The sequence below is a fragment of the Xanthomonas prunicola genome, from assembly GCF_025266575.1.
GTDB lineage: Bacteria > Pseudomonadota > Gammaproteobacteria > Xanthomonadales > Xanthomonadaceae > Xanthomonas > Xanthomonas prunicola.
The window spans coordinates 218123-241192 of sequence record NZ_CP096142.1 but is presented as its reverse complement, the minus strand read 5'-3'; the positions used below and the strand labels follow the sequence as shown (position 1 = coordinate 241192).

Genomic DNA, 23070 nt, shown 5'->3' with positions numbered 1-23070 from the left:
AGTTGTCAGGCCTCATAAAGCAATGCGTGCATAGGGCATTGGGGGTACTTGAGAGGCGTGCATGACACGATGACATTGAAAAAACTGTCAAAATTCCCCCTGCAGCACCAACACTTATTGGAGAAAGGCCGTGCCCCTTGCAAACGATCCAATGCGCTTTGCACTCACGGCATTGATTGCCTGTCTGATCGCTGGCTGCAGCATGCAATCGCCGCCTGCAAACGTGCCTATCGCAAAGGAGCAGATAGAGATGAGAACGGTCGTCCCGTTGGTACGGAGTTTGACCCCACATGATCGTGGGCCTACAGAGCTGGAATTCGATGTGCCCGCACTGCCCGACGACGCGACTCCTCCCGTTTTCATCGGTGTGCGGATCACCGGTGTCGATCCAACTGCCGTCTACCAAAGTGCTGACAGGCTGATTGGCGCTGGTGTTTCGGCCGAGCTCCACTTGGAGCGTATTGAACCATCCGGTCCGGTCTCCGTGGAATTGCAGCGTAGTCAGCGTGTGGGAGTAGGTCAGCAGGCGTCCATTCCCTTGTCAGCTGATGGTATGGCTCCTGGTCTGTTCGCTTTTGATGCGGACGGTACGACGCTGCAAGACGCCGGTTTGTCTACTGAACAGACCGCGTCCAGGGAGTTGGCGTTCGGCTATAGCAATGCTGTCCAGCCAGGCCGTTATCGGCTCAAACTGCGCTTTGATCAGAACGCCGAGGCGCTGGTTGCGGCTAATGCTCAACTTCTTGTCGCTTACACCTACAAAGGAAAGTGAGGGGAATGAGCATGGATGATCATGAAAAGCACTATGCAGTCACTGTCTACGTCGCTGCCGCAGGTACGCCGTTGATGGCCGGAGGCACATCCTTCGGTGGCCATATGTACTACTCGATTGACGACGGAACGACTGTCAAAAGTTATGGGTTCTCGCCCATCAAGCATGGCGAGGCTAGCGGGCCAGGAAAAGTTTCGTTCAATGACGTCGATACCTACCAAAAACCATATTACTCACGCACGATGGAGATCGATAAGGCGCAGTATGAAAAGCTGGAGGCCTTCGGCGCGGCCCCTGCTAGGCACGGGTTCAATATGGAATATCACGGTGCTACAAACAGTTGTATCGACTTCACATGGGATGCGCTCAATCACGCTGGACTGCACCGGAAGACAAAAGATGGAATTGATAAAGGCTTTGAGGGGGATATCAGACCCGTAGAAAACGTAGATGATATCAAGAGCATTCCTGCTCCTGTGCCTAAAAGTGAGTTGAATAAGGAGCACAACAATCCGAAGCCCAAGCAGGAACTTTGGCAGAAGGTGATTGGTGAGGCGCAGCCGCCCGGTGAGCAGGTATCTCCACTACAGGAAGCAACACCGCTCGCGAGAGTGCTGCCAACAGATCCGCTGCATCACCAAGCAGAAGAGGCCGTTCGCCGCCTTGAGCAAGGTCTCGGCCGCGAGTACGACGACAACAGCGCACGGCTGGCAGCAAGCAGCGCGTATTTAGCCAAAGAGAACGGGCTGTCGCGAATCGATCATGTCGTGCTGAGCGAGAACACCAAGTCCGTGCGGCAGGGCGAGAACGTCTTCGTTGTGGAAGGTGCGTTGAACGATCCCGCTCACAAGATGGCGCATACGAAGACGAGTGATGCGATTGCGCAGCCCGTCGAGCAATCCTTGGCGCAATTACAGGCCTTGGGCGAAACTCAGCGCCAACAGCAATCCCCGCAGCAGGAGCAACAGCGAGAGCAGTCGATTGCGCCTCAACACCGGATGGTGTGAGGGCTAGTGAAATAACGGTTCCAGGTTCACTTCCACGGCAGCCTGGCCGTCGCCAAACCATCGCGCCCATGCGTGCGCGCGTAGCGACATAGATCGGCAGCGATGCTGGTGGTGAAACGACAACAGCCGCAGTACGCGGCCGTTGTCGTCAAATCAGGCAGACCAGATCGTCTTGCCGATTCCCGATTCCCGATTCCCGATTCCCGATTCCCGATTCCCGAAAATCAATGATCGCTGGAGCGCAGCCCATCCACATCCAGGATCAGCGCCATGCGGCCGTCGCCGATCAGGGTGGCGCCGGCGTAGCCGGGCAGGCCGCGCAGGGCGCGGGGCAGGGGCTTGATCACCACTTCCTCGCGGCCGCGGACCTGGTCCACCACCAGGCCGAAGCGGGTTTCGCCGGCCTGCAGCAGCACTACCGTCAGTAGCGGCGGCTGTTCGGCAGGCACGCCCAGCCAGCGACGCAGATCGATCAGCGGCAGGGTATGCGAGCGGCGGTCCAGCACGGCGCGGCCGTCGAACCAGCCCAGCGAGGTCTGCGGGGCGTGCAGCACCTCGACCACGCGGGCCAGCGGTAATGCATAGACGGCTTCGCCGGCCTGCACCAGCAGGGTCGGCAAAATCGCTAACGTCAGCGGCACGCGGATCATGAAGCGGCTGCCGCGGCCCAGTTCGGACTGGATCTGGATCTGCCCGCTGAGTTCGCGGATGCGCGATTGCACCACGTCCATGCCCACGCCGCGGCCGGAGATGTCGGTGACTTCGGCCTTGGTCGAAAAGCCCGGCATGAAAATGAGATGCAAGCACTCGTCGGTGCTAAGGCGGGCAGCGGCTTCGGCATCGATCAGGCCCTTGTTGCGGGCGATCTCGCGCAGGCGTTCGGGGTCGATGCCGGCGCCGTCGTCCTGGATCTCGATGCTGACGTAGTCGCCTTCCTGCTGTGCGGACAGGCGTACATGGCCGCTCCGCGGCTTGCCGGTGGCTTCGCGCAGGGCCGGCGATTCGATGCCGTGGTCGATGGCGTTGCGCACCAGGTGCACCAACGGGTCGGCCAGGGCTTCGACCAGATTGCGGTCCAGTTCCGTTTCGGCGCCGATCAGTTCCAGTTCCACTTCCTTGGACAAGGTACGCGCCACATCGCGCGCCACCTTGGGGAAGCGGGCGAACACCTTGCTGACCGGTTGCATGCGGGTGCGCATGACCGCGGTCTGCAGGCGGGCGGTGGCGATGTCCAGCGTACTGACCGCGCGGTCCAGTTCCTCGTCGCGCAGACGGGTACGCAAGGTCTTCAAACGGTTGCGCGACAGCACCAGTTCGCCGATCAGATTGACGATGGCGTCCAGGCGCTTGGTGTCCACGCGCACGGTCTGTTCGGCTTCGGCGCCGCTCTTGGCTGCGGCCTTGCCTGCCGCCTTGGGGGCGGGGGCATGCGCATCGTCGCCGTGTGCGGCAGCCACCGGCTTGGCGGCCGCCGCCTGCGGTGCGGCCTTGACCGCCGGCGGGCCGCTCTTGGCATCGAACTGCGCAATCAGCGAGGCCGGTGCATGCGGCACGGTTTCGCCCGAGCCCATTGCATCCAGCATCGCCTGGAGATAATCCAGCGACTGCTGCGCGGCATCGAAGTGATGCGCCTGCAGCACCGCCTGGCCCGACCGTGCCATGCCGAGGGTTTCTTCGGCGGCGTGGCACAGCTCCACCATGGGCTTGATCGCCAGAAAGCCGGCGCCGCCCTTGAGCGTGTGGAAGCCGCGGAACACCGCGTTGAGCTGGTCGGCTTCTTCTGGCGCCTGTTCCAGCGACACCAGCTGTTCGCCGAGGCGATCCAGGATTTCCTGGGCCTCGACGATGAAATCGGCAGCAATATCGTCTGGAACAGCACTCATGGTTACAGCCCCAATCCTGACAGCAGGTCGTCGGCGTCGTCTTGCGACACCGCATGACGGTCCAGGCCCTTGACTGCAGGACCGGCAAGACCGCCGTCGTCTTTCTTCGGTTCGATGTTCTTTGGCGGCAGGCCGAGCGCACCGAAGCCCTCGTGCACGCGCCGCACGATGCCGGCCACGCGACGGATGATCTGCCCGCTCAGGTCCTGGTAGCTCTGCGCCAGCGATAGCTCGGTCAGGTTGTGTCGCATCTTGTCCATCAGCGCGCCCTGGTCCTGATTCAGACCGCCGTCGCGCAACTGGTTTGCCAGTTCGCGGCATTCTTCGACCAGATCCAGCGTGCGGTGGCTGGCCTTTTCGGTCATTTCCACCACATGGTCCAGTCGCGAACACGCATCGTCCAGCTCGCCGGCTTCTTCGGGCACGGTGGGCAGTTCGCCCAGTGCCTGGCCGAGTTCGCGGGCGAGCCGGCTCAGGCTCTGCATCATCGGGCGCGTGCGCAGGGCGGCGAGGTGATCCACCTCGCGCCGCCAGGCGACCTGGTCACCGCTTTCCAGTGCATCGAGCGCGTGTTGCAGGCGCTCGATCAAGGCGGCACGTTCGGCATCGGCTTCCACGGTGGCGTTCATCAGGCGGTCGCCGCCAGACGTTCGAACACCTTGCCCAGCTTCTCTTCCAGCGTCTGCGCGGTGAACGGCTTGATGATGTAACCATTCACGCCGCACTGTGCGGCTTCGATGATCTGCTCGCGCTTGGCTTCGGCGGTCACCATCATCACCGGCAGGTGCTTGAGCTTGGCGTCGGCGCGGATGTTGCGCAGCAGGTCGATGCCGGTCATGCCGGGCATGTTCCAGTCGGTGACCACGAAATCGAACGGGCCGGCCCGCAATGCAGCCAATGCGCTGTTGCCGTCCTCGGCCTCTGCGGTATTGGTGAAGCCCAGATCGCCCAACAGATTCTTGACGATGCGTCGCATCGTCGAGAAGTCGTCCACGATCAAAATCCGCATGTTCTTGTTCACATCAAGCTCCTAACACGAAAAATTATTCGTCAATTTCGACACCGGCATCGGCCAGTTCGAAGACTTTGAGGCGGCCCCGCAAACGCACCACCGCCTGGCCGTGGATCTGGCAGACGCGCGATTCGCTGACACCGAGCACGGCGCCGATTTCTTTCAGATTCAATTCTTGTTCGTAGTACAGCGACAGCACCAGCTGCTCGCGCTCGGGCAACTGGCCGATGGCCTTGCCCAGTTCGCGGCCGAATTCGCCACGCTCCATCATCTGCTGCGGATTGGGGCCGCCTTTGGCGGTGGTGTCCAGCTCGCCGTGATCTTCAATGCGCGATTCCAGGCTCAGCACCTGGCCGCGGGCGGCATCTTCCATCAGACGCAGGTAATCGGGCAGCGGCATCTCCATTGCGGCGGCCACTTCGGTGGCGGCGGCAGCGCGGCCGGTGTGCTGTTCGATCTTGCGCACGGCGGCGGCGGCATCGCGTGCGCGGCGGTGCACCGAGCGCGGCACCCAGTCGCCGCGACGAATTTCGTCGATCATCGAGCCGCGGATGCGGATCGAGGCATAGGTTTCGAACGAGGCGCCCTGTTCGGAGTCGTAACTGCGCGAGGCCTCGATCAGGCCGATCATGCCGGCCTGGATCAGGTCGTCTACCTCCACGCTGGCCGGCAGGCGCGCGGCCAGATGGTGGGCGATGCGGCGGACCAGGTCCGCGTGCTGGGTCACCACGTCGTTGGCGTTGTTGCGCTGCACGGCGCGGTACTGCGCGCTGGCCGTGGTTGCGGTAGCGGTGCTCATGCGGCCACTCCCCGTTGGATGATGCGTTCGACAAAGAACTCGACGTTGCCGCGCGGCACGGTGGGAGCCTGCCAGCGCGAGGTACGGCGTGCGATTTCGGCAATGGCCTGCGCCGACGGACTGGCGGGGTAGGCCTTGATGACGGGTTGCTGACGCTGCACCGACAGGCGTAGCCAGTCGTCCTGCGGCACGTGGCCGAGATAGTTCAGCGACACGTCGCCCAGGAACTTTTCGCACACGCGCGAGAGCTTGTCGTACAGCAGGCGGCCTTCGTTGGGGTCGCGCACCATGTTGGCGATGATCTGCAGGCGGTCCACGCCGCGTTCGCGCGAGAGCACCTTGATCAGCGCGTAGGCGTCGGTGATCGAGGCCGGTTCGTCGCAGACCACCACCACGGTGTCCTGGGCCGCCTGGCAGAAGGTCAACACGCTGTCGGTGATGCCGGCGGCGGTGTCGATGACCATCACGTCCAGGTCGCGTTCCAGTTCGGAGAACACGTTGACCAGGCCGATGTGCTGGGCCGGGGCCAGTTCGGCCATGTGGCGGCGACCGGAGGCGGCCGGCACCACCAGCACGCCGCCGGGGCCTTCGATGATCACTTCATCCAGCGTGCAGCGGCCGGCGATCAGGTCGGCCAGGGTGTACTTGGGCGCCAGGCCCAGGACCACGTCCAGGTTGGCCAGGCCCAGGTCGGCGTCCAGCAGCAGGGTGCGTTTGCCCATGTCGGCAAGCGCCACCGCCAGATTGGCAGAGATGTTGGTTTTCCCCACGCCACCCTTGCCGCCGGTCACGGCAATGGTGCGCACCGGGCCCAAGGGCTCGGGACGGGTCGCCGACAGGGGGAAGGCGTTGGTCAGCTTGGCGTATTCACGCGACTGCATGGTTGTGCTCCGGAGTACAGGGCTTATCGGCAGCGCGCCGCAAATCTTCAAGGCGAAGAACGAGACTGGCGGCATTGGCGCGGTGCAGGTCGTCGGGGACCCGCTGTCCGTCAGTCACCCAGGTGATGGGCATTTGGTGGTCGACCACCACCGACAAGGCGCTGCCGAAGCGGCCGGTCTCGTCGAGTTTGGTCAGCACCACGCCTTGGGGCTTGGCGTGGGCGAAGCGGCGCACGACCTCGTCGAGGTCGGCAAAATGGGAGTTGGCGGGCAGCACCAGCAGCGACGTCACCTGCTGGGCGGCGCGTAGCCAGTTCAGCTGGGCGGCCAGGGCGCGGTCGCGCTGGCCCATGCCGGCGGTATCGATCAGCACCAGCTTGTAGTCGCGCAGGCGCTCCAGCAGCTCGAGCAGGCTTTCGGCGCTGTCGGCCTCGTGCACGGCGATACCGAGCTGGCGGCCGTAGCTGTGCAGCTGCTCGCGGCCACCGACGCGCAAGGTGTCGGTGGTGACCAGGGCGACGTCGCGCGGGGCGTGCTGGGCGGCGAAGCGCTGTGCCAGCTTGGCGATGGTGGTGGTCTTGCCGGCACCGGTCGGGCCGACCAGGGCGATCACGCCGCCGCGTTCCAGCGGGTCGATCGGGGCCACCGGCAGGCGCTTGGACAGCAGTCCCAGCATCAGCCCGCGGCCACGGTGCAATTCGGTATCGGCCGGGATCTGCATGGCGACATCGCGGGTCAGGCCGGCATCGAAGCCATAGTCGTCCATCAGCTCCAGCGCCTGCGCACGCACCGGGGAGCCACGCAGGCGCTCGTCGGTGAGGCGGTTCATTTCGCGCTCGATCATCTGCCGCATCAGCGCCAGTTCGCCACGCAGCTGCTTGAGTTCTTCGTCGTTCTGCGGGGCCGGCGCGGCGGCAACCGGAACCGCGGCCAGCGCGGCGGGGGCGACGACGATCGGCGGCAACGCGGCCGGCGGCAGGATCTGCGGCAGCGCGTCGTCCAGGTCGAAGTCGGCTTCGTCGTCGCGGTCGTCTTCGTCCTGGCCGTAGCCGGCATGCGTGGCGAGCGCCGCCGCCATCACCGGGCTCAGCGCCTGCGCCGGAGCGGCCTGCACGGCCGGGCGCTGCACCGGGGCGGTGGTCAAAAAGTCGGCGAACAGCTGTTCCGGCACGGCCGACAGCGCGTGTTCCTGACGCGGGGCAGTGGTGACGGCAACCGCGTGGGCCAGTGCCTGGGCGGCCGGCGAAGGGATGCTGGCGGTGCGTATCGGCGCGGCAACCGGCGCCTGGCGCGGCACGTTGACCGGCTGACGCAGCGCCATGGCGGCGATCATGTCTTCAGCGGCGCTGGCAACGCGCTGGCGCTGGCTCACGTTGGCATCGGCAGCCGGCTTGAGCGGGGCGTGTACCGGTGCGGCGGACCTGGCCGGAGCTTGCGGGGCAGGCGCCTGCTGGATGGGTGCCTGCTCGCTGTGGGCGGCGGCCGGGGTCTCGGAGCGCGCGGTTTCCAGGGCGCGCTGCACGAGTTCTTCGTCGTAGTTGCTGGCAGCGACGATCTCGATGCCTTCAGCGGTACGGCGGTTGGACAGGATCACTGCGTCCGGGCCGTGTTCTTCACGCACCATGCGGAATGCGGTGCGCATGTCCGGGGCAACGAAGCGTTTGATTTTCATGCGAAGTGCCTCCAGGAACAGGACCCGCCGGACGCCGGACGGGTGCGCGATGAATGAGGGTGTGTTGCCAGCGTCATGAGTTGCCTGTCCCGGTCGTTGTTCCAAGTCCTGCGTTCGCCCCGGAGCGGTGCTGCTGCTGCGGTGTCGGCAGAGCTAATGCATGCGGTGTGCCAAAACGTGTTGTGCTGGGTTTCTGGCGGTGCGCTGACGCTGGAAAGTGGCGAGGAAGTGCTGGGTTCGAGCGCTGCCTGCGCATCCAAGTCGCTGTATTGATTGGATTCTTCTGGATGGGCGAGGCATCGGTGCCGCGATGGGCGCAGTGCTCCGATTGATCCGGGAGGCGTGCGGTAGGCCCGCGCGAAGACATCTGGCCGGCCGGTGCCATGCAATCGATTGGACGTTCAGCCGAGTGGCGGATTTCCGGCGCGAACATGAGGGGCCGGCCTGCAGCACTGCGCATAACTGCTGGCGCCAGCGAACGCTGCGATCTAGTCCGGACGGTGTTGGATGCGCAGCAGCACCTGGTCGCGACCTGGGCCGGCTCCAAGACGTCAGTGCGACGTGTTTCATGGAAGCCATGCGTGCAATCGGCTCACGAGCGCCTGGGAACCTTGGGGTCCTGCTGCAGCTTGAGTGCTTCGTGGCTCGCGGCGGTAGATGCTGCGACCGGTCTGGCGCTGAAAGCCAGACCGGTCTTGCGGTCTGCCGACATGTCTTGCCTGTCGAAGGCCCGCACGGGCGCTCGCGTTCCGCGGGCGCACGCGCCGGTGCCTGGCCGGCTCAGCTAATCGTACCGACCAGCTTCAGGCGCTTGTCTTCCGGTACTTCGCTATAGGCCAGCACCGACAGGCTGGGCACGCTGTGGCGAACCAACCGGGCGAGTGCGGCGCGCACCTGTCCGGGTACCAGCACCACCGCCGGTTCGTTGCGGGCTTCCTGTTTGCCAACGCACTCGGCCAGGCTCTGGTGCAGGCGTTCGGCCAGGCCCGGTTCCAACGCCACGCCATTGCCGTGGGTGGATTCCTGCAGCACGCGCTCCAACTGCGGGGCCAGGGTGAACACCGGCAGTTCGGCCGACATGCCGGCGATTTCCTGCACGATAAAGCGACCCAGCGAGGTACGCACGGCGGCAGTGAGGGTGGCCGGGTCCTGGCTGTGCGGGGCGTGTTCGACCAGTGCTTCGACGATCTTGCGTAGCTGGCGCACCGGGATCTTCTCGATCAGCAAGTTCTGCAGCACGCGCACCACGACCGACAGCGGCAGCGCCTTGGGGGTGAGATCTTCGACCATCTTCGGCGCAGTCTTGGCCAGCGTCGCCAGCAGCTGCTGCACTTCTTCATGGCCGAGCAGTTCCGGGGCGTGTTCGCGGATCAGGTGCGACAGATGGGTGGCGACCACGGTGGCCGGGTCGACCACGGTGTAGCCCATCGATTCGGCGTAGGCGCGTTGATGCGGCTGGATCCAGGTGGCGTCCAGGCCGAATGCCGGGTCCTTGCCGGGGATGCCGTCGAGCTGGCCGAGCGCGCCGCCCGGGTCCAGCGCCAGCTCGCGGTCGGAATAGATTTCTGCGGTGGCCACCGGCACGCCGTGCACCAGCAGGCGGTAGGCGTTGGCGGACAGTTCCAGGTTGTCGCGGATGTGCACCGGCGGCACCAGGAAGCCAATGTCCTGGGTGAGCTTGCGGCGCACGCCCTTGATACGCGCCATGAGTTCGCCGCCCTGGTTCTTGTCCACCAGCGGGATCAGCCGGTAGCCCACTTCCAGGCCCAGCGGGTCGATCGGGCGCAGCTCGTCCCAGCTCAGTTCGGCGCTGGCCTGTGCGGCAGTGGCGGCCGCGGCGGCCTTCGGGTCAGTGGCGGGGTCGCCGGTCGGGGCAACCACCAGGCTGCGTTTGTACATCTTCCAGGCGATCACGCCCAGGATCAGACCCAGCGTCAAAAACGCGACGTTGGGCATGCCCGGCACCAGGCCGACCAGGCCCAGGATGGCTGCGGCCACCGCCAACGCGCGGTGCTGGCCGAACACCTGGCTGATCATGGCCCCGCGCATGTCCTGTGCACGCGAGGCGCGGGTCACCAGCAAGGCGACCGAGGACGACACCAGCAACGCCGGCAGCTGCGCCACCAGACCGTCGCCGATCGACAGCAGGGTGTAGGTGGACGCGGCATCCATGAAGCTCATGCCGTGCTGGAGCATGCCCACTGCCATGCCGCCGACCAGGTTGATGAACAGGATCATGATCGCGGCGATGGCGTCGCCGCGGATGAATTTGTTGGCGCCGTCCATCGCGCCGTAGAAGTCGGCTTCCTCGCGCACCTCTTCGCGGCGGGCCTTGGCTTCCTCGCGCGTCAGCAAACCGGCGTTGAGGTCGGCGTCGATGGCCATCTGCTTGCCGGGCATGGCGTCCAGGATGAAGCGCGCGGTCACTTCCGACACGCGCCCGGCACCCTTGGTGATGACCACGAAGTTGATGATGGTCAGGATCGCGAACACCACGATGCCCACGGCGTAGTTGCCGCCGATCACGAACTGGCCGAAGGCCTCGATGACCTTACCGGCCGCGGCGTGACCGTCCTGGCCGTTGATCAGGATCACGCGGCTGGAGGCGACGTTGAGCGCCAGCCGCAGCATCGTGGTCATCAGCAGCACGATCGGGAAAATGGTGAATTCCAGCGGGCGCTGCACGTACACCACCGCCAGCAGCACCATCAGCGAGATGGCGATGTTGAAGGTGAACAACGCATCCAGCACCGGCGCGGCCAGCGGCACCATCAGCATGGCCAGCATGGCCATCAGCGCCATCGGCGCGCCCAGGCCATTGCGCAGCAACTCCATCACGCGGCGGGCATTCATCGGGGCGGGCTGGGCGCTCATGCGCTGGCTCCCTTGCCGAACTCATCCACGTCCAGCGAGGGCAATTCCGGCATCGGGCCGCCGTTCCAGCCACGCAGCTGGTAGACGTAGGAGAGCACCTGGGCCACGACCGAATAGAGTCTCACGGGAATTTCCTTGCCGATTTGTGCTTCCCTATACAAGGCGCGTGCCAAAGGCGGTGCGGTGACGATCGCCACCCGGTGCTGCTCGCCGGATTCGCGGATGCGGAAGGCCATTTCGTCCACGCCCTTGGCCACCACGATCGGGGCGCGCATCTTGCCGCCTTCGTACTTGAGCGCCACCGCGTAGTGGGTCGGGTTCATCAGCACCACGTCGGCCTTGGGCACCGCTTCCATCATCTGGCGCTGCGACATCTGCATCTGCATCTGGCGAATGCGGCCCTTCACCTCTGGGCTGCCCTCGCTTTCCTTCATCTCGCGCTTGATCTCTTCGCGCGTCATCTTCAGCTTCCGCATCCAGTTCCATTTCTGGTACGGCGCGTCGATGGCGGCCAGCAGCACCAGCGCACCGGCGGTGTAGAACAGCAGGCTCTTGGTGAAGTCCAGCCCGTTGCCGACCGCCTGTTCCAGCGGCTGGCTCACCAGCGAGCGCAAACCAGGCAGGCTCTTGGAGATGCAGAAACTGGCAGCCAGACCGACGAACACCAGGCGCAGCACCGACTTGACCAGCTCGGCCAGGCTATTGCTGCCCCACATGCGCTTGATCCCGTTGGCCGGGTTGAGCTTGGTGAGGTCGGGCATGATCGCCTTACTGGAAAAGTGCAGGCCGCTCATCAGCAGCGGACCGGCCAGGCCGGCGGCCAGGCAGATGCCGATCAGCGGCAGCATCACCCACAGCAACTGCAGGAGCAGATCGCCGAAATGGCCGAACAGCGCCATCGGGTTTTCGCGCATCGTCGGGTCCGGGCTGAGCGCGGTCTTCATCCAGACGGTGGCGCGATCGCCGATGCCGCGGGCCAGCGCCATCAGTGCGAACACGCCGGCACCGAACACGGCCGCCGTCGAGAGCTCGCGCGATTGCGGGATGTTGCCCTGCTCACGGGCCTCGCGCAGGCGTTTTTCGGTGGGAAGCTCTGTACGCTCGCCGCCGTCTTCGGACTCAGACATGGAGGTGCCGGTGGGGGATTACCCTAGCTGATGCAAGCGGCGTTCCACGTGGTCGAGACGGGAATCGGAAATCGGGATTGGGGAGTCGGACACGCCGTGGCTGCGGCTTGAACCGCTGGCGGGACGTTGTGGCTGCAGTGGGCGGCTCAGCTTGCCAGGCGTTGCGGGCCGTCGCGCTGGGCAACCACGGTGGCGATAAAGCGTTCGGCATCCATCGGGCGGCCCAGCAGATAGCCTTGCAGCTGGTCGCAACCCAGCCGTTCCAGGGTATTGCGCTGGGCGGTGGTTTCCACCCCTTCGGCCACCACCTGCAGACGCATGGTGTGGGCCAGCGCCACCACGGCGGCCACGATGGCGATGTCTTCGGCACTGCTGTCCATGGCCTGCACGAAGCTGCGGTCGATCTTGAGCTCGTGCGCCGGCAGCTTGCGCAGGTAAAGCAGGTTGGAATAGCCGGTGCCGAAGTCGTCGATGGCGATGCGCACACCCAGCGTGTTGAGCTGACCCAGGGTGCGCAGGCAGGCGTCGGCATCGCGCATGGCCATGGTTTCGGTGATTTCCAGGGTGAGCTGGCCTGGTGCCAGCGTGAACTCGCTGAGCGTGGTGGCCACTTCGTCCAGCAAGCTGGGCGAGGCCAGCTGGATCGCCGACAGGTTGACCGCCACCCGCCAGTCGCCGTGCCCGGCTTCGCGCCAGTCACGCATCTGGCGGCAGGCTTGCCGCAGTACCCAACTGCCGAGCAGGCCGATCATGCCGCTGCGTTCGGCCAGCGGAATGAAGCTGTCCGGCGGCACCAGGCCGCGTTCGGGGTTCTGCCAGCGGATCAGCGCTTCGGCGCCGATCGGGCGGCCGTCCTCGGCACAGTATTTGGGCTGGTAATGCAGTACGAACTGGCCCAGCTCCAGCGCACGCGGCAATTCCTGCAGCAACTGCAGGCGCTCGCGGGTGGTGGCCGTCATCGAGCGTTCGAAAAAGCTGTAGCGGTTGCGGCTGGCGTGCTTGGCATGGTGCATCGCCGCGTCGGCATGCGTCAGTAGCTGGGGACCGCTGTCGGCGTCTTCCGGGTATAGCGCAATGCCAATGCTGCTGCTCAGACGCAGTTCGTGGTTGGAGACCAGAAACGGCACCGCCAAGGCCTGCACCAGGTGCGCGGCGAGTGCGGCGCCATCTTCCGGGTCGGCGATGTCGGCCACCAGCACGAACTCATCGGCGCCCAGCCGCGCCAGGCTGCCATGCGCGCGCCGGTGTGCGTTCAAACGCTCGGCCACCACCATCAGCAGGCGGTCGCCCAGCTGATGGCCGTAGCCGTCGTTGATCACCTTGAAGCCGTCCAGGTTGATCAGCATCACCGCAAAGCGCTGCCCCTCGCGCTGGGCGCGCTCGATGTTCTTCAGGAGATGCTCGTGCAGCAGCACGCGGTTGGGCAGGCGGGTGAGTGGGTCGTGCAGCGCCGCCAGTGCGAGGTCGGCATTGGCCTTGGCCAGCGATTGCGTCAGCACGTCGGTGCGCTGCTGAAAACGGCGCGACAGCAACGAGATCACCAGTGCCAGCATCAGCAAGACCAAGGTCACCAGCACCACTGCCGCCAGCCACGACAATGGCAGCTGCGTATCGGCGTCGCCTCCACACAAACTGCCGGGCGCGAACCGCGCGGCGGCCATGCCGGTGTAATGCATGCCCACGATCGCCACGCCCATGATCACGGCGGCGATCAGGCGCAGGCTGTAGCGTTGCCCGTCATGGCGCAGCCGGAAGGCGATCCATAACGCAGCGGCAGCGGCGACGATGGCAATGGCGATCGACAGCCCGAACAGCAGTGGGTCATAGCTGATGGCCTTGACCATGCACAGCGCGCCCATTCCCATGTAATGCATCAGCGCAATGCCCAGCCCCATCAGCAGCGCACCCAGGCCCAGCCGTGGCAAGGGCAAATCCGCGCGCGAGGTCAGCCAGAGCGCTAGCGCCGAGGTCAGAATCGCCACGAGCATCGAATAGACCGTCAACGCCAGGTCGTAGCCCACCGGAATCGGCAGCCGGAACGCCAGCATGCCGATGAAGTGCATCGACCAGATGCCGATACCCATGGCAATGGCGCCGCCCGCCAGCCACGCGGCTGCGAAGCCGCCACGACTGGCAGTCATCCGTGCGGCCAGCTGCAGCGCGGTGTAGGAGGCCAGCACGGCCACCACCAGCGACAGCATCACCATGCCAAGGTTGTAGGTCCCGACCACCTATCCAGTTCCCACGTCGAAAGACGCGTTGCCCAAGACCTAGCGACCCCCTGCGCGACTTCTTGAGCGCAGGGGAGCGACGAATGTCATCAACCGTGCGTTGCCGCCAGAGACGGCACGCTCCAACCTGCTGCGGCCGCCCGGGCGACCTGCCCAATCACAGCACGCGCTTCAACCGCGGGCGCGCCATGCATCGGTACTGCATGCGCGCTGCGTCAGCTGGCAGGGCATGGTCGCTTGCGCAACTTACGCCACCGAACTTTCCGGTTCCTCTGGTTCGATGCGATTACGGCCGGAGCGCTTGGCGCGGTAAAGCGCCTCGTCGGCACGCGCCAGCAACGAAGCGGCGGTGTCGCCGACGCGGAACCAGGACACGCCCACCGAACAGGTCACCTGCAGTGGGCGTGCGGCACCCACCTCGTACGGGGCCAGGCTGAGCGCTTCGTGGATGGCACGCAGCCGGTGTTGGCTCTGCTGGGTCATGCCCGGCAGCAACAGCAGCAATTCTTCACCGCCGTAGCGGCCCACCTTGTCCGATTCGCGCAGGCATGCCGTCAGCCGTGCGCCCACCCTGGCCAGCACCGCATCGCCGACCAGGTGTCCGTGTTCGTCGTTGACCTGTTTGAAATGATCCAGGTCGATCAACACCACCGCCAGCGGATGCTCGCCGTGCGCGCAGCCCTGTAGTTCGTCGGCCATCGCTTCCAGGATGCCGGAGCGATTGAGCAGGCCGGTCAAGGCATCGTGGCTGGCCTTCAAGGCCAATGCCGCACGCGCGCTTTCCAGTTCGCGTTTTTCGCGCTCCAACTGGTAGGTGCGCTCGGCCACCAATTCGGCCAGCATGCGTTCGCGCGCCACCAGGTGGCGATGCCGCCAGCGCCACAGGCCGATCAGCAGGCCGCTGCCGATCAACACATACAACGCGATCGCCGGCGGGCTGCGCCACCATAGCGGCGCGACCGCGAAGGGCAGGTCCGCGATGGGCGATACGGTGCGACGATAGCGATCCAGCACCTGTACCTGCAGGCGGAAATGCCCGGAGGGGAGTGGCGGCTGATCGATGGACAGGTTGTCGCTCTGGATCCATTGGTCGTGCAGGCCAAGCAGGCGATAACGCACCGTCAGGCGGCTGGGATCGTCGTAGACCTCCATCGTCGACAATTCGATATGGAGCGGTCTATCGCTCCAGCCCAACAGTTGCCCGCGCTGCACCGGCATGCCGCCGCGGCTGACACTGTCGATGCGCACGCTTGGCTGGCGTTCGTCGAACAGGCGCGCCGGGTCGCTCAGGTGGCTCACCCCGCGTGCGGTTCCGATCCATATTGAACCATCCGGATCTTCGGCAAACGCCGCCTCGGAGACGTCATCCCAGATCAACCCCTGCGACTGGGACAGATGCGCCCACCGCTCACCGTCGTAGACCTCCACGCCGCGTGCATGGCCCACCCAGACCCGGCCGGCGCTGTCGCCACGCAGCAGGTACACGCCGACATCGCGCAGCGCTTCGTCACTGATTTCCTGCAGGTCCAGACCGTCGCGCAGCAACATGCCGTGCCACAGGCCGGGGCGATAGAACGCCAGCCACACCTCACCGCTGTCGCTGATGTGGAACTTGCTGATCCATGGCTCGGGCACGCCGCCGTTGACCTTGACGTTGACCTTGGACCATTGCCCATCCTGCAGCCGGAACAAGCCGTTGGCGGTGGAGACCCACAGCGTTCCGTCGGCGGTTTGCTGGACATCGGTGTAGGCAATGGCGGGCATGTCGGCCACGGTCTGCATGCTGCCGCCGTCGAGCGGGTGCTCGATCACGAACAGGCCACCGGCACTGAGCATCCACAGCCGGCCCTGCCGGTCGATCAGCAGGCGACGCCCAGTGCGCGGCAGCTTGGCAATTTGCGCGCTGTGCCCGTCCGGCCAGGTGCGGCGCAGGAAACCGGCCGAACTGAGTGTCCACAGGCTTCCGTCTTGGCTGCGCTGCATGCCCACGATCTGGATGCCGGCGTTTTGCACTGCCGGGACGAAGCGCCCATCCGGATCGGCCTGGCGGCCGATGCCGTGTTCGTTGCCGACCAGCAGCGCGCCTTGCCCATCGCGGGCGATCGACCAGGTCGGTGCGGCCGGCATGCCTTGCGAGGCGTCCCAGTTTTCGATCCATTCGTAGCCGGCCCAGCGCACCAGACCTTCGCCGTCGACGGTCATCCAGACATCGCCTTCGCGGTCTACCAAGATCGCATCGCTGCTGCCGGGTGGTAGCCCATTGTCGGTACCGAAAGTGCGCCAGTGGCCGTTTTCCCAGCGCGCCAGGCCGTCGTTACGACGCACCAGCACGCGTCCCTCGCGGTCCATCACCAGTGGCGCCTGCCGCCCGATCGTACTGCCATCCAGCAGCGGCAGCGGACGAACGCTGAAGGTGTCCGCGCCGCGCGCGCGATAGAGCAGGGTGCCGGCACCGCGGGCCCACACCCCACCGTCGTGGTCGCGCAACACGCTGGACCAACGGTCGTCCGGCACACCGTGTTCGGGTCCGAATACCTGCACCTTGTGCTGCGCGTCGATGGCGCACAGCTTGCGTGCGCAACCCACCCACAGCGTGTTTCCATCCACCGACAAACTGAACACCTTGGACAACTCGGGAACGCGCACGCGCGTTGCGGTATCCAGCAACGGTTGGCTCTGCCAGTGGCCGTTGGCGCGGGCCTGCAGAATTTCCAGGCTGCCGCCACTGGCCAGCACCGTGCCCCAGGGCAGGCTGGCGAGCTGCATCTCGTCCTGCAGGTGCTGGGCTTCATCCGGCGCCAGTTTGCGGAACCCGTGTTCGTCGCCGACGAACACGCTCTGGAAGCCTGTGACCCACAATCGCCCATCGGCGGATTCGGTCATCGAGCTGATGTGCTCGTTGCGCAGACCATCCAGCGGCACCTGTTGAAACGTGCGCCCGTTATAGCGATACAGCCCGCTCTCGGTGCACACCCACAGCAAGGTGGCGCGGGTCTGCAGCAGGCAGGTGCCTGCAAGGCCGATCAGGCCTTGGTCGTGGGCGTACCGCCGGACGCTGATGCTCTGCGCGCCGGCCAGATCCGCCAACGACAGCAACGCCACCAGCAACACCACGGCAAACGGTGCACGCCGGTGCGACGACCTCCATTGGCAGTACTGAAACCCCACGGACGTTGCAGTCTCCCACGCATCGGCGCATGCCGTCCGCGCCCCTCGCGCGGTGTCTCACGCTTGCCATTGGCAGCCCCCCATAGCAGGCCGCATTGGAACAACTAGCGGCTGCTAACGCGTATTTCTTTAATGCTTCAACGAGCATGACGGCGTGAGGGGCTGGCGAACGCGCCTGTTTGCTGGACTCGGTGGACGGCACTGGTCGCGTGCGTGCGCATACGTGCAGCGGCGTCACGCGCGCTGCTGCCGGTCCATCGTCAAGACCTGCCATTACACCTGGCCAAGACCATCCAGGGGCACGTGGTCGTAATCGATCCGATTGCGGCCGCTGCGCTTGGCCCTGTACAGCGCGGCATCGGCGCGCGCCAGCAATTGCTCGAGCGTCTCGCCAGATTGGAACCAGGCCACGCCGATTGAGCAGGTGACGTGCAGCCAGCCGCCATCGATGGGGTAGTCGCCGCAGATGCCGCGGTGCAGGGCGTCCAGCCGATGCGTGGCATCCAGGTTCAGCCCTGGCAGCAGCGCCAGCAATTCTTCGCCGCCATAACGGCCGATGCGGTCGTCGCCGCGGATGAGCGTATCCATGCGGCGGCCGACCCCGGCCAGCACGGCGTCGCCGGCCAGATGGCCATGTTGGTCGTTGACCAGTTTGAAGTGGTCCAGATCGATCAACACCACCGCCAACGGACGCCCGCTGCGCGCGGCATGCAGCAGCATCTCGCGCAATGCGGCCAGGATGCCGGCGCGGTTGAGTAGGCCGGTGAGTTCGTCGTGGGTGGCCTTGAGCGAGAGTTCGCTGCGCGCTGCTTCCAGATCGCGCTTGTCCTGTTCCAGCTCGGCGGTGCGCTCGGCCACCAGTTGCTCCAGTTCACGCTTGCGCCGCAGCAGTTTGGCGGTGCGCCAGCGCAGCAGCGCGATCACTGCCACGACGGCCAACAGCAGGTAGCCGGCGATGGCAGCGATGCTGCGCCACCATGGCGGACGTATGACGAACTGAAAGCGCGCGATCGGGCTGGCACTGCGCTGATAGGCATCCAGCGCCTGCACCTCCAGCGTGTAGTTGCCCGGTGGCAGCAGCGGATAGGTGAGGTGGCTGAGCGAGGACGTGGTCCAGCGCGCCTGACGGGCCTTGACCCGGTAGCGGAAGCTGATGCGGTCGGCGCCGCCCTCTACGCCGGGCGTGCTCAGCTCGATCTCCAGCGGCGTTTCCGACCAGGCGAGCGACGCGTCGGCATGCACGATCCGGGCACCACGCCGTACCTCGGCGATCTCGACCCGCAGCGGTTGCGCGGCGAACAGCCGTTGCGGGTCGCGCAGATGGCTGAGCCCCCGGCTGCTGCCGATCCAGATGCTGCCGTCGTCGTCTTCCAGAAAGGCGTTGGACGACATGTCGTCCCATAGCAGCCCCTCGGCACGGGTGATCCGCGACCAACGACCGTTCTGGTACAGATCCAGCCCCTGGCTACTGCCCACCCACAATCGCCCCTTGCGGTCGTGGCGCAGGATGAAGGGCATGATTCTGGAAATCAGCGGGTCGTCCACCGCCTGCAACAGCAGGCTGCCGTCGCCTTGCAGGCGGCCATGCCACAGGCCGGTGTCGCGCAGCGACAACCAGATTTCGCCGTCGGGCGCGAAGTCGATTTGGAGCATGTCCTGGCTGGGCAAGCTGCCCCGCACGGCGATCTTCACCCAGGTATGGCCGTCGCGGCGATACAGGCCATCGCGGGTGGCGGCCCACAGCCGGCCCCGGCGATCGAAATCGATATCGCCGATGAACTTGCCTTCCATTGCCGGTTCGGGGGCCTGGGCATAGGGCGGCGCGGCCTGGCCGCGGACCAGGCCGCGCGGTGTCGCGATCCACACCGTCCCGACCTTGTCGAACAGCAATTTATAACCGGGGATGGGCAAATCCATCACGCGGCGGGTCACCCCGGTGAGCGGATCGCGCCGGGCAATGGCGCCGGAGTAATACGACACCCAGGCCGCACCATCGGGCGCCACGGTGATGTTCAGTGCCTGCGACAACACCGCACCGTCTTCCAGCAGCCATGGCTGCGCATGCGTGGCATGCCGCTTCAACAGGCTGGCGCCACCGTCGGCACCGACGGCGAGCATGCCGTCGGGTAGGCGCTGCATGGTCCAGGTCGGCGCTGGCGGCATGCCTTGCGCTTCGGTCAGGTGCTCGATGCTGCCGTAGCCCAGCATCCGCTGCACGCCCATTCCGCGGGTGCCGAGCCATAGCGTGCCGTTGCTTTGCAGCAGCAACGGGCCGACCAGGGCGTCCAGCTGGAGGCCCTGGTCGGCGCCGATATCGGTCCAGTGCGTGCCTTCCCAACGCACCAGGCCATGATCGGACCGGGTCATCATGCGTCCACGCGAGTCTTCCACCATCGTGGTCGAGCCGGACAGCGTATTGAAACTGTTTTCCGGATTGGCCGGGTGGTCGTTGAAACGGGTGGCGCCGGGTTCGCGCGAGACGATCTTGCCGCCGCCGCGCAACCACAACCGTCCGCCCCGTTCGCGGAAGATCACCCGCCAGCGTCGCGCCGGCACACCATCGGCTTCGGACAGCGCTTCGACCACAGTGCCGCGCGCATCCAGGCGACAGACTCCGGCATCGCACGCGACCCAAAGGAACTGCCCATCTGCCAACAGCGTCGTACCCGGCGCACGCAGGTTGCCGTCGGCGGTGCGCACCGGCAGCGGTTGGACCTGCCAATGGCCGTCGGCCGCTGGCGTCAGTGCCAGCAGCGCGCCGTTGCTGACCACCGCAACCCCGGTGCGGTAGGCCGCGATGACATTGCCGGCGTCGGCACGGATGCGTTTGCCGTGGTCCAGCACTTGCACGAACTGCTCGCCGTTGCGCACGAAGACGCCGTTGGCGGTGGCCACCCACAGGCGCCCGGCATGATCCAGCGTCAGCGCGCGCGTATAGCGCGCATCCAGCCCCTGACCCTGGCCGACCGGAATGAAACGATCACGCTCGAAACGGTGCAAGGCCAGCTCGGTCGCCACCCAGACCACACCGCGGCGGTCTTCGACCAAGCCGGTGATGCTCATGCCTTGCAGACCATCGCTCTGCGCGTAATCGCGGAAGCTGTAGCTCTGCGCGCGCGTACTTCCGATGCCCGCCGTTGCGAATGCGACCACGAACAGCCCGCGCCATACCCAGAACGCGATGCGCTGCGGCGCAGAAAGGGCGAACAGCATATGCAGCTTGAACATCGGTCCCCGTTGGATGGGTAGGTGGTTGATGACGTGTGAGCATCAATAAGTCAGTGGGATTGACGGCCTGTCGATCACAAACTTGAAAGGTGGACTACGCGGTCAATTCTCTGGCGGCATCGAAGGCGGTATCGAACATGCGCTGCACGGGCGGGGCGAATTCGCTGGCGAAGCTTGAGAGCAGGAATAGCCCCAGCAACACCGTCAGCGGCAAGCCCAACTGCACCGGATTCAATGCCGGCGCTGCCTTGGCCAACGCACCAAAGGCCAGATTGACCGCCAGCATCGCCACCATCATCGGCAAGGCCAGAGTCAGCCCGCCGCGCAGGATCTGCAGGAACAGGGTGGGCGCCACTTCGGCGAATGCCCCGGCATCGGGCAATGCGGTGCCGATCGGCAAGGCCTTGTAGCTGTCCACCAGCAGTGCAATCACCGCCAGATGACCGTTGGCCGCGAAGAACAGCAGCCCGAAACCGATATAGAACCACTGCGCGATCACGCCGGAGGTCACCCCGCGCATGGGGTCGGACATCTGCGCGAACGACAGGCCGGTGGACTGCGACACCAGTTCGCCGGCTAATGCGCCGGCTTCGAAAATCAGCTTCAGCATAAAGCCCATGCTGGCCCCGACCGCAAGCTCGCGTGCAATGCTCAGCACGGCCTGCGCGGTGAAACCGTCCCACTCCGGCACCGGCGGCAGGATCGGCGCCAGTACCATGGCCAACGTACCGGCCAGCATCACCCGCACCCGCCCGGGCACTGCCCGCGTACCGATCAACGGCATTGCGGTGAGCAACGCACCGGTGCGCAGCATCGTCCACATGATCGCCCCAACCATCGCGAACGCGCGCTGGCCGTCGATCACCATTTGGGTTGCAGAATCCATCCTGGATGGCCCGCTAGCCGATCAGATGCGGTATGCGCTGGAACAGCGCGATGGTGAACTCCACCAGATGCCCCAGCAGCATGCTGCCGGTGGCAAACAGCGTGGCCGTCAACGCCACCGCCTTGGCCACGAAGGCGATGGTCGGCTCGTTCAATTGGGTCGCGGCTTGCACGACACCGATCACCACGCCAACCACCAGCACGGCCAGCAGCATCGGCCCGGCAATCCACAGGACGGTGACCAGGCCACCACGTAATTCGGTCAGGGCGATTTCAGGGCTCATGGGAGGTGCTGATGCAAGTGCGGTGCCAAAGGAACGGGGATCGGGGATGGGTGGTTCGGGATTTGGGCCTGACTGGCGCTTTGGTAGTGGGTGAGGCCGGTTGCATCCTTGCGATTGGCCTTGCCGTTAGCGTGTCGCTGTCGCTGGGCTCGAGTTTTGGGCGGAGGGCTTGATGCTTTGTCTTTGTCTTTGCGTTGGCCATTGGCTTCCCAATCCCCCATACCGCAGCGGCAGGCCACGTGGGTCAAACCCCGAAGGGGCGGCGCGCATCCATGCGCGCCGCCCCTTCGGGTTGTATCTGCCGGCCTTGGCCGCTGCGGTATGGGGCCCCGGAAGCAAAGTCCAGAGCAAAGCAGGAGCTAAAACAATAGCGAAGCGGCAGCAAACGCTCTGCCCCACACCTACGACGCGTTGAAGCTCGCTGCCAGCGTCCCCACCACCAGCACCCACCCATCCACCAGGATGAACAACAGGATCTTGAACGGTGCCGAGATCAGCATCGGCGAGAGCATCATCATGCCCATCGACATCAGCACGCTGGCGACCACCAGGTCGATGATCACGAACGGGATGAAGATCAGAAAGCCGATTTCGAAGGCGGTCTTCAGTTCGCTGGTCACGAACGAGGCCACCAGCACCGGGAACGGCACCGCGTCCGGGCCGGCGTACTTGCCGTCGCCGGCCATGCCGGCAAAGGTCATCAGATCGGTTTCGCGGATTTGCGCCAGCATGAAGGCGCGCAGCGGCTGAGTGGTCAGTGTCCAGGCGGTGGAAAAATCGATCTGGTTATTGAGGTACGGCTGCAAGCCGGCGCCCCACATCTTTTGCCACACCGGCATCATTACCAGCGCGGTCAGGAACATCGACAGGCCCAGCAGCACCTGATTGGACGGCGTCTGGCCGGTGCCCAGTGCCTGGCGCAGCAGGCCCAGGACGATGGTGATGCGGGTGAAGGCGGTCAGCACCAGCAGCATCGACGGCAGCAGGGTGATCGCCGTCATCAGCAGCAAGGTCTGCAGCGGCAGGCTCACCGGCTGGTCGCCGATGCGGCCCACGCTCACGTTCGGCAGCGACGGCAACTGGTTGGAACCGGCCGGCACCGCGGCGGGCGTTGCAGCCGGTGCAGCGGCCTGCGCCATCGCCGGCAGGGCAGCCGGCGTGGCCGCAGCCAGCATCGGGCAACTCATCACCAGCAGGATCAGCACCAGGCGCACGCTGCGCCCCCAACGATTCCAACGGCTCAGCAT

16 protein-coding genes are annotated in these 23070 nt (G+C 65.4%); 2 read left to right on the top strand and 14 right to left on the bottom strand.

Annotated elements, in window-relative coordinates:
• Nucleotides 1–223 precede the first annotated feature (223 nt).
• Entirely contained in the window at nucleotides 224–772 is a 549-nt protein-coding gene (locus M0D43_RS00780) for a hypothetical protein (protein ID WP_313905554.1), read from the top strand.
• Between the two features lie 104 nt (nucleotides 773–876).
• Nucleotides 877–1779, top strand: a complete 903-nt coding sequence (locus M0D43_RS00775) for an XVIPCD domain-containing protein (protein ID WP_313905553.1) — start codon at nucleotides 877–879, stop codon at nucleotides 1777–1779.
• 224 nt (nucleotides 1780–2003) lie between these two features.
• Here M0D43_RS00775 and M0D43_RS00770 read toward each other — a convergent pair whose 3' ends face one another.
• The 14 genes from M0D43_RS00770 to fliP form a co-directional block, all read right to left on the bottom strand.
• On the bottom strand, nucleotides 2004–3662 hold the full coding sequence (locus M0D43_RS00770; RefSeq protein WP_252163151.1) for a chemotaxis protein CheA: 1659 nt from the start codon (nucleotides 3660–3662) through the stop codon (nucleotides 2004–2006).
• A 2-nt stretch (nucleotides 3663–3664) separates the two neighbouring features.
• Entirely contained in the window at nucleotides 3665–4291 is a 627-nt protein-coding gene (locus M0D43_RS00765) for a protein phosphatase CheZ (RefSeq protein ID WP_252163150.1), read from the bottom strand.
• Nucleotides 4291–4683: a chemotaxis response regulator CheY gene (gene cheY, locus M0D43_RS00760; protein ID WP_002813536.1), complete on the bottom strand. Its 393-nt coding sequence runs from the start codon at nucleotides 4681–4683 to the stop codon at nucleotides 4291–4293. The genes M0D43_RS00765 and cheY overlap by 1 nt, the downstream gene beginning before the upstream one ends.
• Nucleotides 4684–4705: 22 nt before the next feature.
• Nucleotides 4706–5473: an RNA polymerase sigma factor FliA gene (locus M0D43_RS00755; RefSeq protein WP_252163149.1), complete on the bottom strand. Its 768-nt coding sequence runs from the start codon at nucleotides 5471–5473 to the stop codon at nucleotides 4706–4708.
• Nucleotides 5470–6354 (bottom strand): MinD/ParA family protein, encoded by an 885-nt coding sequence (locus M0D43_RS00750; RefSeq protein WP_005918202.1) that lies wholly within the window; start codon nucleotides 6352–6354, stop codon nucleotides 5470–5472. Before M0D43_RS00750 ends, M0D43_RS00755 begins: the two co-directional genes overlap by 4 nt.
• Nucleotides 6341–8026 carry a flagellar biosynthesis GTPase FlhF gene (flhF, locus tag M0D43_RS00745; RefSeq protein WP_260807686.1) on the bottom strand — a complete coding sequence of 562 codons (1686 nt, stop codon included), beginning with the start codon at nucleotides 8024–8026 and terminating at the stop codon, nucleotides 6341–6343. Before flhF ends, M0D43_RS00750 begins: the two co-directional genes overlap by 14 nt.
• A gap of 780 nt (nucleotides 8027–8806) precedes the next feature.
• Nucleotides 8807–10879: a flagellar biosynthesis protein FlhA gene (gene flhA, locus M0D43_RS00740; protein ID WP_252165163.1), complete on the bottom strand. Its 2073-nt coding sequence runs from the start codon at nucleotides 10877–10879 to the stop codon at nucleotides 8807–8809.
• 17 nt (nucleotides 10880–10896) lie between these two features.
• Entirely contained in the window at nucleotides 10897–12027 is a 1131-nt protein-coding gene (gene flhB, locus M0D43_RS00735) for a flagellar biosynthesis protein FlhB (RefSeq protein ID WP_252163147.1), read from the bottom strand.
• A gap of 146 nt (nucleotides 12028–12173) precedes the next feature.
• Nucleotides 12174–14258 (bottom strand): putative bifunctional diguanylate cyclase/phosphodiesterase, encoded by a 2085-nt coding sequence (locus M0D43_RS00730; RefSeq protein ID WP_260807684.1) that lies wholly within the window; start codon nucleotides 14256–14258, stop codon nucleotides 12174–12176.
• A gap of 246 nt (nucleotides 14259–14504) precedes the next feature.
• Nucleotides 14505–17426, bottom strand: coding sequence for a ligand-binding sensor domain-containing diguanylate cyclase (locus M0D43_RS00725; RefSeq protein ID WP_260807683.1), 2922 nt, complete (start codon nucleotides 17424–17426; stop codon nucleotides 14505–14507).
• A 273-nt stretch (nucleotides 17427–17699) separates the two neighbouring features.
• On the bottom strand, nucleotides 17700–20654 hold the full coding sequence (locus M0D43_RS00720) for a ligand-binding sensor domain-containing diguanylate cyclase (protein WP_252163144.1): 2955 nt from the start codon (nucleotides 20652–20654) through the stop codon (nucleotides 17700–17702).
• A 94-nt stretch (nucleotides 20655–20748) separates the two neighbouring features.
• Nucleotides 20749–21540 carry a flagellar biosynthetic protein FliR gene (gene fliR, locus M0D43_RS00715; RefSeq protein ID WP_039432418.1) on the bottom strand — a complete coding sequence of 264 codons (792 nt, stop codon included), beginning with the start codon at nucleotides 21538–21540 and terminating at the stop codon, nucleotides 20749–20751.
• A gap of 13 nt (nucleotides 21541–21553) precedes the next feature.
• Entirely contained in the window at nucleotides 21554–21823 is a 270-nt protein-coding gene (locus M0D43_RS00710) for a flagellar biosynthetic protein FliQ (RefSeq protein ID WP_005917968.1), read from the bottom strand.
• A 401-nt stretch (nucleotides 21824–22224) separates the two neighbouring features.
• Nucleotides 22225–23070 (bottom strand): flagellar type III secretion system pore protein FliP, encoded by an 846-nt coding sequence (gene fliP / locus M0D43_RS00705; RefSeq protein ID WP_101364131.1) that lies wholly within the window; start codon nucleotides 23068–23070, stop codon nucleotides 22225–22227.